This window comes from Paenibacillus phytorum (genome assembly GCF_013141715.1).
In the GTDB taxonomy this organism is placed as follows: domain Bacteria; phylum Bacillota; class Bacilli; order Paenibacillales; family NBRC-103111; genus Paenibacillus_E; species Paenibacillus_E phytorum.
This window is the reverse complement of sequence record NZ_WHOA01000224.1, coordinates 1-16,896: the sequence shown is the minus strand read 5'-3', so window position 1 is coordinate 16,896 and position 16,896 is coordinate 1. Positions and strand designations below refer to the sequence as shown.

General features: G+C 48.2%; 14 protein-coding genes and 1 pseudogene. 4 read left to right on the top strand and 11 right to left on the bottom strand.

All coding sequences use genetic code 11. The features are described 5' to 3' along the window. The 9 genes from GC098_RS41845 to GC098_RS31435 form a co-directional block, all read right to left on the bottom strand. The coding region (locus tag GC098_RS41845; protein WP_376774013.1) for a CBS domain-containing protein at positions 1-145 on the bottom strand (145 nt) is incomplete at its 3' end. A gap of 338 nt (positions 146-483) precedes the next feature. Further along, positions 484-975 (bottom strand): hypothetical protein, encoded by a 492-nt coding sequence (locus GC098_RS31470; RefSeq protein ID WP_171647650.1) that lies wholly within the window; start codon positions 973-975, stop codon positions 484-486. Between the two features lie 639 nt (positions 976-1,614). Continuing rightward, positions 1,615-2,613, bottom strand: coding sequence for a BadF/BadG/BcrA/BcrD ATPase family protein (locus GC098_RS31465; RefSeq protein ID WP_171647648.1), 999 nt, complete (start codon positions 2,611-2,613; stop codon positions 1,615-1,617). A 77-nt stretch (positions 2,614-2,690) separates the two neighbouring features. Further along, a complete protein-coding gene (locus GC098_RS31460) occupies positions 2,691-4,724 on the bottom strand; it encodes an amylo-alpha-1,6-glucosidase (RefSeq protein ID WP_171647646.1) in 2,034 nt (677 codons plus the stop codon). A 26-nt stretch (positions 4,725-4,750) separates the two neighbouring features. Next, entirely contained in the window at positions 4,751-5,578 is an 828-nt protein-coding gene (locus GC098_RS31455) for a carbohydrate ABC transporter permease (protein ID WP_171647644.1), read from the bottom strand. Between the two features lie 35 nt (positions 5,579-5,613). Beyond that, positions 5,614-6,498: a carbohydrate ABC transporter permease gene (locus GC098_RS31450; RefSeq protein ID WP_171647642.1), complete on the bottom strand. Its 885-nt coding sequence runs from the start codon at positions 6,496-6,498 to the stop codon at positions 5,614-5,616. Between the two features lie 71 nt (positions 6,499-6,569). Continuing rightward, entirely contained in the window at positions 6,570-7,925 is a 1,356-nt protein-coding gene (locus GC098_RS31445; RefSeq protein WP_171647640.1) for an ABC transporter substrate-binding protein, read from the bottom strand. A 41-nt stretch (positions 7,926-7,966) separates the two neighbouring features. Beyond that, positions 7,967-9,175 (bottom strand): ROK family transcriptional regulator, encoded by a 1,209-nt coding sequence (locus tag GC098_RS31440; RefSeq protein ID WP_171647638.1) that lies wholly within the window; start codon positions 9,173-9,175, stop codon positions 7,967-7,969. Between the two features lie 341 nt (positions 9,176-9,516). Continuing rightward, complete coding sequence (locus tag GC098_RS31435; protein ID WP_171647636.1) at positions 9,517-10,518, bottom strand: alpha/beta hydrolase family protein; 1,002 nt, start codon at positions 10,516-10,518, stop codon at positions 9,517-9,519. Between the two features lie 372 nt (positions 10,519-10,890). Between GC098_RS31435 and GC098_RS31430 the strand changes: the two are divergent. After that, a pseudogene (locus tag GC098_RS31430) lies at positions 10,891-11,282 on the top strand (IS110 family transposase); the annotation flags it as partial. A gap of 550 nt (positions 11,283-11,832) precedes the next feature. Here the strand turns inward: GC098_RS31430 and GC098_RS31425 are convergent. Continuing rightward, entirely contained in the window at positions 11,833-12,603 is a 771-nt protein-coding gene (locus GC098_RS31425) for an SDR family NAD(P)-dependent oxidoreductase (protein WP_171647634.1), read from the bottom strand. Positions 12,604-12,763: 160 nt separating this feature from the next. On the opposite strand from GC098_RS31425, the gene GC098_RS31420 reads away from it, so the two are divergent. Genes GC098_RS31420 through GC098_RS31410 form a run of 3 tightly spaced genes read left to right on the top strand, consistent with a single transcriptional unit; the run spans position 12,764 to position 16,503 of the window. Continuing rightward, positions 12,764-14,260, top strand: a complete 1,497-nt coding sequence (locus GC098_RS31420) for a spore germination protein (protein WP_376774011.1) — start codon at positions 12,764-12,766, stop codon at positions 14,258-14,260. A 1-nt stretch (position 14,261) separates the two neighbouring features. Then, on the top strand, positions 14,262-15,413 hold the full coding sequence (locus GC098_RS31415) for a Ger(x)C family spore germination protein (protein WP_171647630.1): 1,152 nt from the start codon (positions 14,262-14,264) through the stop codon (positions 15,411-15,413). 10 nt (positions 15,414-15,423) lie between these two features. Continuing rightward, the gene (locus tag GC098_RS31410; protein WP_171647628.1) at positions 15,424-16,503 is read left to right on the top strand and encodes a GerAB/ArcD/ProY family transporter; all 1,080 of its coding nucleotides are present in this window, start codon (positions 15,424-15,426) and stop codon (positions 16,501-16,503) included. A 211-nt stretch (positions 16,504-16,714) separates the two neighbouring features. Here GC098_RS31410 and GC098_RS39660 read toward each other — a convergent pair. Next, the coding region (locus tag GC098_RS39660; RefSeq protein WP_216625491.1) for a hypothetical protein at positions 16,715-16,896 on the bottom strand (182 nt) is incomplete at its 5' end.

The window sequence follows — 16,896 nt, the reverse complement described above, 5'->3', positions numbered from 1 at the left end:
CTTTCTTGCCTTCACAAACTGGAATAGATCCACAATTGATATCACGCATAAGTTTTGCCGCAGCTACTACGGAATCATGGGGGGCACAAACTTTCACATCTTTAGTCTGGTACTTTCCCTCTGTTCCCGCATGCCTAAATTTCATAGAGTCTGTTAACTATCCCAGAAATTCAATCGGTATCCACCATAAAAGGGGTAGATATCCTGCGAATGAGCGAGCATTAGCGAGAAAAACCTTTCATACAGAGGGAGGAATGTTTAGTTTAGAAAAGGCTGCCGGTTTACTCGGCAGCCTCAGACTTGAAGGTTAATTACGCTATAGATACAGTTAGAGTTCAATTGATCATTTTTAAATATATATCAACAGGTCAAATAGATACGGAACAATTCGATCAAAGTCTTTGTACCAATGCAAATTCATCATCTGAACCCCACAACGGTTTAGGCTTCACCTATATTCAATGATAACTGCTCCTTTTGATATTATTGTGCAGCCCCTACGGTACAAAAACATTCGTCTACAGCCAGCGCTTGATACATGGCCGTCCTCCACGAGTTCAAGTGCATGTGGGAGGCGGAGACGTAACCTCGATGTAAAAAACGCTGAACCTCAGCACCGGTTTTATCTTCGGAGAGTCGTTGTAGTTCATGGTGCCATTCACTTAACTCAACTGCCGCATCAGAAGCGAATAAGCTCGCAAGTCCGAACGTTTCAAAATGGTATTTCACGCGTTCGCCTAAGACGGGTGGCCAGTGTGTTGGCGGCCGCACTTCATATTTCAAGGCAACGGGATTCGTTTGCTCGACGGTCGCAAATAACCACTGATCTATCGATACGTTGTCGAAGTATGGATGAAGTGTTTCTTCTTCACATTTCGAAGGGGATAGAGCAGTTTTAATAAAATTACAGTCTGCGCATGCTGGTACAAGGTTGATCGGTGTCACGGCAAGTGAGGGATACTTCGATTTAGCCAAGTGATGATCTAACTGCGCGACGGGGCGCTGGCCGCATATTGGACATCTACCATGAGGAGGAGCATTCTTCAGCTTGTTGTAGTAATCGCGTCCCGAGAGGTCTCTTTTTTGCAATTAATAAGCCTAAAATGGTGCAATCCGGTATATTTATTTCAAAGCATCATACTGGATAACAGTGAGAACGAGAGTAACGGGCAGCATTTGTGTCATTAGACAAAAACCTTGATACAAAGAGGTTATTATTAATGTTTTAGACATTTGTATAAAATCGACCAAAGAATAGTATTCTAAAATTTTGTTGAATGTTGAAGAAAGTTCAATTTACGAAATAAATCAAGTAGTCCTTTAATACAATTACAGAATGCTTGCCTTGGAGTTCAAAAGCTTTTTTAGCTTTGATGTTCGAGCAAATACTCCAGATCCTGTATGACACATTCAGAATAATAGAACAAATAACGAAGCATAAATGTGCTTCGTTATTTGTTTGTTATGAGGGGGGAAAACTAACAACTTATTTTTCTGTAGAAAACAAATAACAATATAATGTATGACACCATATATCATAGATTTTCCTCATAAGTGGTCCCCTTTTAAATAACATCCGCAAAAAATACACGACTCCATATCGTTGCCTTTATGCTATCGTTTGGCGATTTCTTGCCTGTGCTTGTTCAGCCAATCGAATCCTTTGGAAATAATTCCGTTGATCGGTTCGAGCGCAGTGTCAGCAGCAACTTGGTACATACCTGGAACCGCTGTGTCTAGAAGTCCCATCAGCTTGGTTTGGATTTCCGGCACATGCGACAAGACCCCACCCTGCAAAAACAGCTGAAACGGGTCGTTCGCCATCTTCAATTCCTTCAAAACCGCCATTACGCCGGAGAACAGCTCATGCGCCGATTGTTCCACGATACTCATGGCGACGGCATCTCCTTCATCCACGCATTTCTTGACGATCGCTGACAGATCCGCAACTTTATCAACGGAATACGCTTCGCCATAAATCCAGTTGTACAAATCCTCGGCATTCTCAAGGCCCAAAAAGGTCAGGATTCCGTCGCGAAGAAGTGTTGTCTCTCCTCTGCCGTCGAGCATTTTAAAAACGGATGCAACGGCTTTCTTACCGATCCAATACCCACTACCTTCGTCTCCAGCCACGTGGCCCCAGCCACCGCTACGCACATAGCGTCCCAATTCATTTACCCCACATACGATAGATCCTGTTCCTGAGATGACCAATACGCTGGGCTGGCCTCCTGCTGCGCCGAATAAGGCAATCAAGGCATCATTTTCGACGATCACTTTATTTGCCTCAATGCGCTCGCTTTTCAAAACGTCCCTAATGATACGGGTCAGTACCTCGTGATCCCGTTCCGTATCAAGGCCCGCCATGCCGAAAACCGCACATTCCACTTTTATCGTTTCCGGATCGTCTCCGGTTATTACTTCAATTTGACCGAGCGCCTGAGTGATCGCCTGTCTGAGCGATTCCCGGGCACCGGTTTCCCCTACCGTCTGGTAGTTGCACCCGTCCGATCGTCCTTCTCCAAGCACGCTACGGTCAGATCCGAGAAACATGGCCAAGCATTTCGTTCCTCCACCATCGACAACCAGCAAGGGGACTCCAGTATTTCTCACTCTCTCACTCCGTCCTGACAGCGGTTCTATGTGCTGTCTCTATAATCTATTCTATTTTAATTCGTCAAAAAAAGAGGCTATGCTTTGATTGCATCGCTATGAATGTCCCACTTGCCACCAGCAAATGAAAGCCGATATGTGCGTCCGCGAAATTGAATATGTTTGAACGTGCAGTCTCCCCAAGGTGGCGTTTGAAGCGCGAGCTCCTCATCCTCAAGACGCGGCCACAAACCTGCTCCGCCCATGAGCATGGCGGCTGCGGGCATTGCGCTCCACCCTTGCAGGTTGGAACCTTTGCCGTACACAGGCCCGTAGTACTCGATTGGCGTCAGCCATCCGTTCTCCAGAGATGCCTGGAACCAGCGGGTCAGCGGATAACGCCAGCCCTCGTCTTTTGCCCATAATTTGGCCCACGCATAGATCCCGCTCATATACGGCCAGTCGCCACCGTTGTGGTAACGATATGGCGCCATCGTTTTTTCGACCAGGTGATGCACATGTTTATAGAATGGATAAACGGCCATGGTCCCCCAATCGCCGAAAAGCTGCTCCTTGTTGTTGCGGGTTTCCAATTGAGCTGCCATTTCAGCCAGCAAAGATTGCTGCTCCGCTTCATCCAGAATGCCGTACAAAATCAGCAGCGACAATTCGATGGAGATGTTTGGTTCGACGGCTCCATTGCTATTTTTGTAATTGAAGAAACCGTCTTCCTTCATGAGGTGCTTTAGCTGTTCCTTCGCACCTCGGCTGCGGTTTCCGTAATCGTCCGCCTTTTCCGTTTGCCCCAGCAAGCAATAAATGGACGACGCCCCGGATAGGGCGCGAATGTACAATGCCAGATCATACACCGCGTAGCCTTCGCGGAAGACATTATCCGCCCAGTCTCTGCGGTTCTCAGGCTTCATAAATAAGTAACCGTCCTGAGAGACGAAGCTTGTCAGGTAACCCAAAGCTTTTTCCATCAATGCTTCCACGGTGTTCCCGTTGACATTCTCCTCCAGCAGGCTGAAGTCTCGCGTCCACGCCAAATAATCGTAAATCATCATGGCAAAAAACGAAGGCGAATCGTAATGATCCGGCCAAAACGGCTCGTACTGTCCGTTATCCTGATTGTAAATGACGGCACTTGGGCAGGAGCCATTTTCCAGAATCCCGTTAGCCAGCGTCAAAATCTGGCCGCGCACCCAATCCGGTTTGTACGGCAAGGTTGGCAGAAGCGTCCAATAACCGTCACGGAAGTAAGTCCGCGGCGGACTTTGGTAATCGATTCCCGCGAAATAGCCGCGAAAGCCCCCGCCCAAATTCTTGAAGGAGGACAGCGAAGCGTTCAAGCAAAAACCGTACAGGGCATTCAGTTCTTTGTCCCTGGAGCTGAACGTTTCCTCCAACCAAACATTCTCTTTGTCAACAGCGGTAGCGGCGGTTTGACTTGCCGCGAGCCATGCATCCATTTGTGTTACGGCTACAGCCGCGCCTGCTGTAATGACAAATACCAATCGTTCCGTCTGCCCTGGATCAATCGTCAACCGATAGTGGATATTGCATCTGCCGTCTTCATGGACAAGCTGTTCCAGTGAGTGATTCGAACGATACTGTAATGAGAAATCCTCAGCTATCGTCATGGTGAAGCCCATGGAGTTCTCGGGCGTTACCGCCGGAACGACTGCTTCCGCTTTCCGGAACCGCCGGATGTTGTAAGAATAATAGGATTCCGCGTCAATCTCGAACCCGAAGTGCAGATCGAATATCACCGCGCTACCGTCAGTATTATGAACCTGATAGACGGTATACAAAACATTCTCATTCGAATGGCAATACTGTTCCACGTTCATGTTGACAGAACGGAAAGTGTCGTAGGCGATCCGCTGTTTTTTTCCACGGCAGGTCACTTGCTTGCGTACATCGTTAGGGGTAAGCTCGCCGTTAACGCTCCAACCGCAGTACCAAGACGCTTCTTTCAGCATTCTCCATTTGCCCGCGACTGAATATTTGCGAATTCCGCCGATACCATCATATTGAGCCATCAGTTTCGTATTCGACACGTCGTATTCGACCGGCACATGCCAAAGTCCTGTGGAAAGAGTTCCTCCCTGAATAGGTTCGTGTTTCATGTTTTCTCCATTCCTTTTCTATGGTTTTATTTGTTAGATCCTTGCACTAGACCACTTACAAAATGCTTCTGGAAAACCAGGAAGACGATAATAATCGGAATAATGGCGATTAAAGCATAGGCGGCCATAGGTCCAAGCTCGCCCATGCGTTGTCCCATTGCGTTCCTCAGGCCCACAGGAAGTGTTCTCATCGTATCAGACGATGTGAGCGTTAAGGCGACGATGAATTCGTTCCATGTGCGGACAAACACGAAGATCGCAGACGCCGCTAGTCCCGGTCTAACGAGTGGTAACATTATCATGAAAAATGACTGCATACGGCTGCATCCGTCGATCATACCTGCTTCCTCGATCTCTTTGGGGAGTCCCTCAAAAAATCCGCGCATGACGAATACGACCATCGGAATGCCCGTCGCGGTATATGCCAAAATTACCGACCACAGGGAATTGAGCAGGTGAAGCTTGTGCATGATCACATAAAGCGGAATGACCGTCAGCAGAGCCGGAATCATCCGGGTGGAGAAAATCAGATAGAACCCGAAATTCCTCCCGGGAAATCGCAAGCGGGCGAATGCATAAGCGGCTAAAGAACCGAGCAGCAGCGAGAAAAACAAGGACACGACCGTAACGATCACGCTGTTCATGAAATAATTCGGGATCGGCGAATTGTGCAGGGCCCTCTCGAAATTGATCGTCGTCGGGTTTTTCGGCCACAGCGTAGGCGGATATGCCGTCCATTCGCTTTGCCCCTTAAAGGCGAGACCGGCAATCCAGAGCAGCGGAATGACCGAAATGAGCGCCCAGAAGACGGCAATGATATAGCTTCCGTAGACAAAACTTCGATTTGTTTTCATTATCGATTCTCCTGTGATTAATCAGACATCGTATCTTAGTAGTAATTTTCGGTTTTCAAGCTTTTGACGTAAATGAGGCTGAGCAGCGCATTGATGATGAACATCAGCATCGCAATCGTAGATCCGACTTCAAATTGACCCGCTTTGAAAGCTGTGTTGTACATATCGATGCCGAGCAAGTTCGTTTGGTTCATCGGACCGCCGCCGGTCAGCGCAAACACAAGGTCGAATTCGTTCAGCGTGCTGATTGAAATCCAGATCAGATTCACCAGAATCGTAGGCTTCAACAGAGGAAGCGTGATTTGGAAAAACTTCCGCCACAGCCCCGCCCCGTCGACTGTCGCCGCTTCATAGACGTCATTGGGAATCGACTGAAGACCGGCAAGCTGCATAATCAGGGAAAATGGCATCCCGAACCATATGTTCGCAACAACGACCATCGCCATGGCCGTTCCGATCCCAAGCCAGGCGATCGGTTGATCGACAATGCCCAAGGACATGAGGAAATAATTAAGCAGTCCGGTCCGATTTGGCACATATAACGCCTGAAAAATGACCGCGATAACTACCGGAGACAGTGTCCATGGAATCGTAATCAGCACCCGCAGCGTAGTTGTCGCTTTAATTTTCTGATTTAATACAAGCGCAAGCAGAAGGCCTAAGACAAACTGGCCGAGCACGGACCAAAACGTGAAGGAGAGCGTTTTGGCGAGTGAGGACCAGAACTCTCCGTCCTTCAGTACCTTCACATAGTTGTCCAGACCGACAAAGTGGTTATTCATGATCAAGAAATCGCTACGGTAAAAGCTTAAATATGCAGCATAGAAAGCGGGAAAAAAGGCGAACACGCCGACAAACAAAAAGACGGGAAGCAGAAGCAGTACGGCTATAGGCAAGTCGCTTTTTCGCAAGCTGGGCATAGAAACCAAAATCTCCTTCCAGAAAACAAGAGCGGCGCTTTTATAATTGAGCGCCGCACCTCGTTCAAATTTTATTTACCAATCTTGGATTGAGCTGCTTTTTGTGCGTCGTCAAGTGCTTGCTGCGGAGATTTCTTACCCGACAGCGCCTCCTGTACCGCGGTACGATAAGTTTGGGACAGCACTTCGTAGCTGGACGTCTTCGGACGCGGACGCGCATTCGGAACGACGTCGATGAATGTTTTGAATATCGGGCTGCTGCTGAAGATCGGGTCTTTGTAAGCCGATACGCGCAGCGGCATGTTACCTGTACCATCTTTAAAAATGTTAACCTCGTGCTCAGGGCTCGTTACCATCTCGATCCACTTCCAGCCAGTATCCTTTACTTTGGACTTGTTGAAGATGACCCACGTACCGTAGCCTACCGCCGTATAAGGCTCGGTAACCTTCGCGCCGTCCGCAAGCGGAATCGGTGCGGAAAGAAGGTTGTCCTTCAGGTTAGCAGCATTCAAGAAGTTGGCATCCGAACGCCATTCCCATGAGCCGACGATTGCCATCGCAGTTTCGTTGCCTATAACGGCTTGAGCGACTTCTTTCTTCGTTCTCAAGTAGCTATCAGGAGGAGACACTTTATATTTTTGTACGAGATCAGTCATAAACTGAAGCGTCTTTACGACTGGCTCGCTGTTCAGCGTCGGTTGGCCGTCTGTAGTTACGAAGTCGCCGCCCAAATCCCAAATATATGGAAGCGAGCGCATCGATGTATGCTCGGAATTACCTCCGTTCATGCCGAAACCGTAAGGGATGCCGGTTTTATCTTTGGCAGCCGTCAGTTTTTGAGCCACATCGATCAATTCCGACCATGTTTTCGGCGGCTTATTCGGGTCCAGACCTGCCTTTTCGAACGCATCCTTCCGGTAAAGCAGCGTTCTTACGTCGCCGTCGCCAGGAATACCGTAGGTCTTACCATCAAATACGACCGAATCCCAGACCGCTTTCGGGAAATCGTTCTTCTGACCCCACTTCTGAACGAATTCATCCAGTGGAGTGATGAGGCCGGATTTCTGGAATTCCGCGAGCGACTGACCATCAAGATAAGCCACGTCAGGCAGATTGTCCGCAGAAGCGGCAGCCAATAATTTGGTCCGCATGTCGTCGTTAGTAATTTTCTCGATGTTCAATTCGACATTCGGGTTTTCTTGCTTATATTTTGCAAGCACGATGTCCATCGGCTTTTTATATTGATCGGCATAAGGATCGGTCCAGTCCCAAATCGTCAAAGCTTGCTTTGCCTGACTGCTTGGCGCTGAGGACCCATTATTTGGCGCGACCGTGGAGTTCGCGGTATTATTCGTGTTTCCATTCGAGCATCCTGCCATACCGATTGCCATCATTGACGCCAAACTAATTCCTAACCATTTTTTCATGTGTAAACCCCCATCATAAAATGTATTTGTTTCACGTGCTTTCAGAGAACCAGACGGTTCATATCTTCCAATACTATGGCAATCGCCCCTAATGCTTCCGCTTCCTTCTTCAATGTACTAGACATAATTTGAAACGGAATCGGGACCATCTTCACCAGCTTCCTGCGGATTTGTTCCACCAAATAAGGACCAGCTTGCTCCATCTCACCTCCCACTATTATAACCTCTGGATTTAACATGCTGGCCATATTGGCTATTCCCAATGCCATGTACGTAGTGACTGTATCGAGCGCAGTCAGCGCAACATCGTCGTGTTTTTCCGCCGCCCATGCAAGATCATCGTAAGAGGCTATACCCTCTGACGGCTTCCGTAAAATCGTCGATTGCCCCTTGTCGATTTCTGCTTGGATTAAAGCGTCAACCGCGTGAAGCGAAGTGCGGTTCTCATACGTACCGAAGGTGGAAATGCGGTTAAACTGCTCGTCCTGCCAATCACGAACATCGTAGAAGTAACCGATTTCACCCGCCGAATAACGATAGCCTCGTACCAATTTGCCATCGGTTATAATTCCGGCGCCGACACCGGTCCCAAAGCTAACCATCAACAGGTTGTCGACTCCTTTGCCGGCCCCGATCCATCTTTCGCCCATCGCCGCCAAGTTGACGTCGTTGTCGATATACACAGGTTTATTGAATTCGCTTTCAAGAACGTCCCATAGAGGAACCTGAATCCAATTCAAAGAAGGCGCTTGCAAAACAATTCGATTGTTAATGTCACAAATACCCGGAACCGCCACGCCTATGCCGATCATATCCGCAAGAGGGATCCCGGAAGCTTCGATGCTCTCCTTCGTGAAGGCGATCAGACGCGAAGTTATATCCCCTTTACCGACAAGCGTATCCGTTTTCGCTTTGAAAACTAAATTGCCCATCAAATCCGAAATAAGCAGCAGCATTTGATTGCCGCCCAGTTCAATACCGACGACATAGCCGGCTTTCAGGTTAAAAGCGAGATGAGTTGGCCTTCGTCCTCCGTCCGAAGTTGAACTACCTGATCCAATTTCTTCCACCAAACGTAGCCGAATCAAGTCATCAACTAATGCAGAGACGGTGGACTTGCTGATTTTCAATCTTTTGGCGATATCCGCCCGTGAAATCCATTCCTCGCTGCGGATCAAATCCAAAACCAAGCTTTGGTTCATCTTCCGCATGAAGTTTGTGTTAGCAGTAATAATCTGTTTATCTGCCAATGAGCATCACCCTTTACTTTAGTTCGTTCTGAGAACGAACTAACTGGAATGATTTCATCATAACTCCAATGTCGTTCGGCTGTCAACAACAATTTGGTTTGATGTATTAAACTAAAAAGCACCCCTTTATCCGCTGCCGCAAAACATTTACATAGCATGTCCCTGGTTAATATATCGAGCAATAAAGGTAATAAAGTGTATTCTTTGATAATTTGAACATCCTCTGCGTTCTCATTCCTACTATCTCTTTTCTAATTGTAAATTTTAATTTAGTGAAAGTTTTAAGAGTCTTGCTTTTTAAATGTGGCAGCAATGTGAGATATATGCAATGTAAATAGCAACTATAATATAACAACAAAGGAAGCACCTCCTTTTGAAGTGCTACGACAAAAAAGGACAGCGCGGTGCTGCCCCTTAGTAGATGTTCTGTGTATTGTGTCACAATCCATAGAACATCGCGTAATTATCATTGTTTTATGTCGTTTGTGTATATGTAGATTACATAGTATTTTATACATATGTCTATAATTCGATGAAACCCCTTGCGGATGACAAAAAGTGAGAGCTGTCGGAATCCAGTTCGTCCAATATTCCCAAGTCTTTGATCGCAGGACCTTTCCGTGTCCTACACCATCAACCAAGAAAATTTCTGTTTTCGTCGCACCGATAGCAATTAAATTATTATAATAATCCTGTGTATGGGAAGGGCAAATTGTTTTGTCTTCCTGACCATGAACTAATAGTAATTTACGATTACGAAGGGTTTCAATATATTTAGACGGATTTAAAATACTCTTTCCTTTTAAAAAATCACTCCACTCGCCTTCATCAATATCCCGAAAAACATTTTCATGACATCTCTTTAAGTAAGGCAAGAGTGTAGTTAGATCATTCTCGGGCTGAGTTGTATATGAATTTTGATTTGCTGGATCAAGTAAAGGGCAAAATAAAACCGCTGATGCCGCTAAGTCAGTCAATGCAAGCGTACATGCGGCTACCCCACCACCATAGCTATTTCCTACCAAAACAAGTCGATTACATGACCATTCAACCACATTTTCAGTAGCCAAATCTATTGCTCTACTTTTTGAAAGAAGTTCTAATCCTTTAATTGCTCCTTGTATTGAGCTTGAAGGACCAAACTTTCCAAAACTTTGCCAACTTCCTGGGTACCTGGCCTGTAAAACAACAAACCCAGCATTTGAAAGAGGTGCTGCCATATCCTCCGCAGTAGGTGTATTGGGTAAACCTGGGCACCAAACTATTCCAATTCCATTTGCATTCTTAGGTTCGGGTAAGAACAAATCACCAAGAATATCGTCATTTCGTACGAAAGCATGCATGTCTACATACACCTCTTCCAAAAAAGTTCTACTTTTATTGTAACAATAATTTCCAAAGGAGTTTGAATTTTTTAAGATACACCGTGATATTTCAAGTATATTATCCCGTATTGGAAGTATCCTGCCCGTTCGTATTATGAGGTCACCAGATCTTTCTGGTAGACCTCATTTTTGTGTGGTCTTATTATAGCGGTAGCCGGGGATCGAACGTTTCTGCCCGTGGGACTTGGATTCCGAGAGCTATTCAGTTCATCCCCCCTACTTGTTCAACCATGGTTAGGTTGGTTGGGAAATGAATCCCGTATCACATGCGATAGTGTGGAAGACAAGAAGGTTAGGGGTTACCGGTGAAAACACTACAGGAGTGATGTCATGAATCCAGTCATTGGTGTGGATGTTCAAAGGGAGAGAGCCATGCACAAGCTTTTTTAGACCGTGGAGTACCTCATGGGAAGATCTTTAGGTTTAATCATGATCTAGAAGGTCTAGAGTCTTTTCTAAGTTATATTAGAGGTGTGGAATCGGCAGCAGGGATTCGTCCTGCAATTGTTATGGAAGCAACAGGCCATTATCAAAGCCCCGTTGTTCAGTTTCTGGATGAGCACCAGTATTTGAACATCGTCATTAATCCTTTAATCTCACATAACGCCAAGAAAACCAATTTGCGAAGGTTAAAGACGGATGCCGCAGACGCCCATCTATTAGGGACGCTGTTCTATAAAGAAGAGTTTGAACCCTACAAAAAGCGGGGGCAGCATCTCATGCAGCGGCCGTAGTGGTCGCTGTGCTTGTAGGTCCTCCAGAATCCTGTGTCGATGCTTTCGGTTCTACCTTTCCATTGTTGTTGTCAGAACAAGCTGTTAAAAGCCCGTATCGATGCTAGTCACCCTCAGTTAACTTCCATTTTTTCATAGAAAACAACCCTTCTTTCAAAGTTTTCCGCTTACTCGTGCAAAAGAGGAGCTGCCGCGAAGCAAGCCCCTCAACTATAGTTACCCGTTAGCGTAATGTTCTGTTGGCTAATTCTTCTCCCCGTACTTTCCATTATCTTTAGCCTTTATATATTCGATCGCGGGTAGTGTTTGCCTTCCAAAGCCAAGAAATCATTATTCGGGTCCATCAAGTCCACCAATAGAAGACCGGCTATGGAGGATCGCACTCTTGGAACCCGCATGCATACGTTAAGGATGCCGTCGCTCGAAACGTACGGCCTTCCCTCCCGCCTTCCACGTTTACGGTCGCGGTTTACAATTGCTTTTCCATTTTAATCATTTTCCCAGCACTCCTATAAATTTGGATGATGATAAGCCATTATCATTGACGGTAGATAGGTGCTCCTAGCGGCGCCGAGCGCGCTCCCCCGTCAACAGTTATTTCCGCTCCTTGCACGAATGAAGAATCATCGGAAGCGAGGAACAAGGCGACATGGGCGATTTCCTCCGGATCGCCCATCCGGTTAAGCGGGATGGTCCGCGCTTGCGAAGCTTCAAGCTTTGTGGTTTCTTCGGACGTTGACTTTTTCCAGATGGGAGTGCGCGTCGCTCCCGGCACCACCGTGTTTACGCGAATGCCCCGCGGTGACAACTCGGTCACGAGCACTCTGGCCATGCTGCTGATGGCTCCTTTGCTTGCCGAATAGGCGGCTCTTGCCGGTGCACCGTCAGTCGCGCGTGTTGAGCCGGTCAAGATGATCGAAGCGCCTTCCTTCAGATGAGGCAGGGCGGCTTGTACGGTAAAAAAGACGCCGGTTACGTTCACTTTAAGGACTTCCTCGAAAACCGACAGCTCCGTGCCTCCTAGAGGCGTTGGCGATGAAATGCCGGCATTCGCGTATACGATATCCAGTCTGCCAAAGGTTGCGACGGCCTGCGCTACCACGTTTTCCATGTCGGCCGGATCAGCTGCTTCCGCCTGAATCGCAAGGACATTAGAACCAAGCTCCTCCTCCGCCGCGTTTAACGTGGTTGGATTCCGGCCCGTAATCACGACCTTTGCGCCTTCCGCGATGAACAATTTTGCGGCTGTCAGACCGATCCCGCTATTGCCTCCCGTAATTAATGCCACTTTGCCCTCAAGTTTTCCCATTTTTCTCCTCCTTTGCGATCCGATATCACCCCGATTCGCTAGCATCTATAATGACTTTTATCTTCCTGAAATATACATCTCCGAAGAAGCGAGGGTCTTCTCTCTCTCTTGCATAAAAGATCGCCACACGAAGAATAATATGGAAAAACTAAGGGGGCGTGTGACCTTGATCTCCTCACCGAATCCCGTTTCCTATCCCAGGGAAACGATCAGCGACGGTTTGGCTGAGAATGAAGCCTTGCTTCGGCAGCTATTCGAGCATTGCTTCGACGTCGTCTTTCAACGTGTCGACTTGTCCGACGAATGTAAGATTCTCATGGTCTATGTCGACGGAATGATCGACAAGAACGTAATCACGTCACCGCTCTTTCAATCTTGGGTATTGGAGAAAACCGGCGCCGGCGGCAACGATACGGTCGACTATCCGCTCTTGAAGGAGCATTTTGCAGTCGTACGGTCGATCCGAAGCGAGAGCCGGTTGCAAGAAATCGTCGAATCGGTCTTACGCGCTTACCTGGCCGTCTTCGTCGACGGCGAGCCGGAAGCGATTCTTCTTGAAGCGTCCAGCTGGGAGCACCGGGGAGTCGAAGAACCGGCCATCGAGGTGGCCATCCGCGGGCCCAGAGAGAGCTTTACCGAGACGCTTCAAACCAATACGAGCCTCATTCGCCGAAGAATTCAAACGCCTAATCTAAAGCTGGAACCTGTCGTTCTCGGTACGTTTTCCAAGACGAGAATCGTCATCGCCTACGTGGAGGGGCAAGCGCGCCCGGACTTGATCGAGCTCGTCAAACAGCGAATGTCCGGCATTCAATTGGATATCGTGCTGGAATCCGGCTATATCGAAGAACTCATTGAAGATCGATCGTTCAGTCCCTTCCCTCAAGTCATGAATACCGAGCGTCCGGATATCGTGGCGGCAAGCCTGATGGATGGGAGAGTCGCGATTTTGACCGACGGAACGCCTCAAGCCCTGATCGTGCCGATCACCTTCTGGACGGCCTTCCAAGCCGGCGAGGATTATTACGAGCGGTTTATGTATGCCACGCTGGTGAGGTGGGCCCGGTTTATTTTGTTCGCCATTTCCTTGTACCTGCCCTCCCTGTACGTGGCGATTACGACGTTTCATCCGCAGCTGCTTCCAACGAACTTCTTGCAAAACATCACGTCGGCCCGCGAAGGCGTTCCGTTCCCGGGCGTCATCGAAGCCTTGTTGATGGAATTTCTGTTCGAAGGCTTGCGCGAGGCGGGCGTACGCCTGCCGAAAGCCGTCGGCTCCGCCGTCAGCATTGTCGGTGCCCTGGTCATCGGGGAAGCCGCGGTCAAGGCTGGAATCGTGTCCGCGCCAATGGTCATTATCGTCTCGTTAACCGGGATCGCGTCTTTCGCCATCCCCCGTTACAACATGAGTATCCCGTTCCGTATTCTTCGGTTTCCGCTACTGATTAGTTCGGGAGCGTTTGGCTTGTTCGGAATCACCATGGGAACGCTCATCATCTTGATACATATGGCCAAGTTGGAGTCGTTCGGCGTTCCCTATTTATCCCCGATCGCTCCTTTTCAACCGGGCCAAATCAAGGATGTTCTCATACGCGCTCCCAGGCGGAAAATGAACTCAACTCAGGCCTCGATTATTCGAAAGCCTAGACGGAGGTAATATGCTGAGCAAACGACCTGGCTTGCTGGCGTCCATCCTTCTCCTGCTTCTGTTAACCGGATGCTGGGATCGCCGCGAGCTGAACGACAGCTTATTCGAGCTTGGTTCCGGCGTCGATCTGCTCGAGGACGGAACAATATTGGTGATTGGACAATTCATGGTTCCGACAAAGTCCGGAGAAGCCGGCGGCGGATTAAAAAAACCCTTCCTAATCGAGACGGGGGTCGGAAAGACAGCGCCGGACTGCTTTTGGGATATGCAGCTCAAGCTGTCGCGAAGGATCACCCGCGGACATCGCAATAATATCTTCTACGGAGAGGCAATGGTGAAGGCCGGCCTCTCCAATTTCATGGACACGGTGACCAGGGATCCCGACAGCAGGCTCAAATCGGATATTTGGGTCGTGAAGGGAGGAACCGCTCTCGAGTTCATGCAAATGTCCTATCCGCTCGAGAATATGCCCTCGATCGCGCTTTCCAAAATCAGGCATGTTATCGGCAAGACAACCGGCAATTCGTTACTGGAGTTATTAGTCGAGCAAAACGTTGAAGGCAGCGGACCAACCCTTCCTGCCGTGGAGATCCGGTACGATCCGAAGCTCCGAAAAAAATCGTTACAAGTCTACGGACGTGCGATTCTTAACCGGAACCAGCAATTGGCCGGTTATTTGAATCGGATCGAATCCGCCTATCGGTTATGGATCACGGGCGAAACGGTCCGCATTCCGATCACGGTGGATTTGCCGAACGGAAGAGGGAGGTTCAATACGGAAGTGAACCAACTGCATGCCAGCATTCGCTCAGCAGTCAAAGCCGACCGGGTTGAAATCGACGTCGACCTGAAAGGCAGCGGCGTTGTTCTGGAGAGCCAGCCGGCCGTTGATCTTCGAAATCCCGACGATCTGCGCGCCTTCGAAGACGAGATGAACCGCCATATCGAGAAAAAACAATTAGGCATCATCCAAAAGGCGCAAAAGCAATTTAAAGTCGACGTGTTCCATTTCGGACAAGCCGTTAGTCGGCAGAATCCCAAAGCGTGGGCACAGTTGAATGATCATTGGGAGCAGGTGTTCTCGGATGCGAAAGTTACCGTTCATTCGCGCGTGAGGATCAAGCGAATCGGCCTCCAAGGGCCGCCTCTCAATAAACCGTAAGGAGCTCGAGATGAAGCTGACGAACTATCAATTGTTTTGGCTGTTGTTTTCGATGGAATCAGGTATGACGATCTTGCTGGTGATCGGCCCGACGTTCAAAGCAGCACACCAAGGTGCTCCGCTTGCCATGCTCTTGGCCGGTGCCGTGTCCGTGCTGGCGACCTATATCGCAGCCAAACTGAGCCTTCTCTATCCGGAGGACACGTTCGTCGAATACGTCCCGAAAATAATCGGCAAATGGTTAGGCAACACGATTATCTTCGCATATTTGTTGACGTGGACTGTCGTAGCCGGGATCGTCCTGCGTGAATATGCAGACTTCGTGCATATGGCCTTGTTCAACAAGACGCCTTTATGGGTCGTTATCCTGATTATGTTGCTCGTTATTCTCTACGCGGTCCACGGCGGCATCCATATCGTCGGACGCTGCAGCGAAGTCATCGGACCCATCGTCGTCTTCAACCTCATTTTGTTCAGGATCTTTTCCCTGAAAGATCTCCACCTGGATCGCCTGCTTCCGCTCATGCCCGCGGCTGGTTGGATGCCGGTGCTGTCAGGGAGCTCTCCTGCGGCATCCTTCATGAGCGAGTCGGTCATGATCGTGATGCTGATCGCCTTTATTGGAAATAAAAGAAAGGCGTTATCCACCGGCTTGTGGGGGGTGGGAATCGTCGCGGTTGTGCTGTTGAACACCGTTATCGATACGATAATGATGCTTGGCAGTACCGTTCCGGCCAAGCTGCAGTATCCCGTATATACCATCAGTCAGTACATTTCCGTCATGGAATTCATTCAGAATCTCGATATTTTTCTGGTCGTCGGCATGAGCTTCACCGTTTTCGTCAAATTAGGCCTCTATTTGTTCATCACGAGCTATGGGACGGCTCAATTGTTTCATATCCGGAATTGGCGCCGCGTGCTTTGGATTGTCGCCTCTCTGGTCTTGGCCGTCGCCCTTTTCCCGCGAACCGTGGACGAATCTCAAGTAATGTTCCCCCTCTTCTGGAAAAATGTCGTTTTCCCGATATTCTTGTTCGGTATCCCTCTGCTGCTGTGGATAATCGGGGGCATCCGAAATCGGATGAAATGACTCGAACGCATTGAGCTATCCTGCCCGTAACGAGGCCGCCGAGTGAGTCTAATACTTTATTTTCTCAGTCTACAACTATATTTTTCAGTCTAACACTTTATTTTCACCGAACAACAAGAATTTGATCCGATTAACGCGCCGATCCCAGCCAGCCTTTCATTAAAAACAAAAAAAGACCTTTTCTTTCTCTTTCTCGGGTCTTTTTTGCGCTTTATAAATCTAATTTTATATTGTGTTCAAAATGATTCAGACGTTTTATCGTGCGACCGTATTTACGTCTTTTATTCACAGTATCAAATGGACAATTAAGATTTACTTTATTTAAATTTACAAATTTTTCGTACCATGTATGAATTTCTAGTCGACCTCGACCATTGGTGATGGTGCCGTTCA

Excerpts from the sequence above, each read along its gene's own strand:
- GC098_RS31460 (WP_171647646.1), bottom strand. The coding sequence starts at position 4,724 with ATGAAACACGAACCTATTCAGGGAGGAACTCTTTCCACAGGACTTTGG.
- GC098_RS31455 (WP_171647644.1), bottom strand. The coding sequence starts at position 5,578 with ATGAAAACAAATCGAAGTTTTGTCTACGGAAGCTATATCATTGCCGTC.
- GC098_RS31450 (WP_171647642.1), bottom strand. The coding sequence starts at position 6,498 with ATGCCCAGCTTGCGAAAAAGCGACTTGCCTATAGCCGTACTGCTTCTG.
- GC098_RS31445 (WP_171647640.1), bottom strand. The coding sequence starts at position 7,925 with ATGAAAAAATGGTTAGGAATTAGTTTGGCGTCAATGATGGCAATCGGT.
- GC098_RS31435 (WP_171647636.1), bottom strand. The coding sequence starts at position 10,518 with ATGCATGCTTTCGTACGAAATGACGATATTCTTGGTGATTTGTTCTTA.
- GC098_RS31425 (WP_171647634.1), bottom strand. The coding sequence starts at position 12,603 with ATGGGAAAACTTGAGGGCAAAGTGGCATTAATTACGGGAGGCAATAGC.
- GC098_RS31415 (WP_171647630.1), top strand. The coding sequence starts at position 14,262 with ATGCTGAGCAAACGACCTGGCTTGCTGGCGTCCATCCTTCTCCTGCTT.
- GC098_RS31410 (WP_171647628.1), top strand. The coding sequence starts at position 15,424 with ATGAAGCTGACGAACTATCAATTGTTTTGGCTGTTGTTTTCGATGGAA.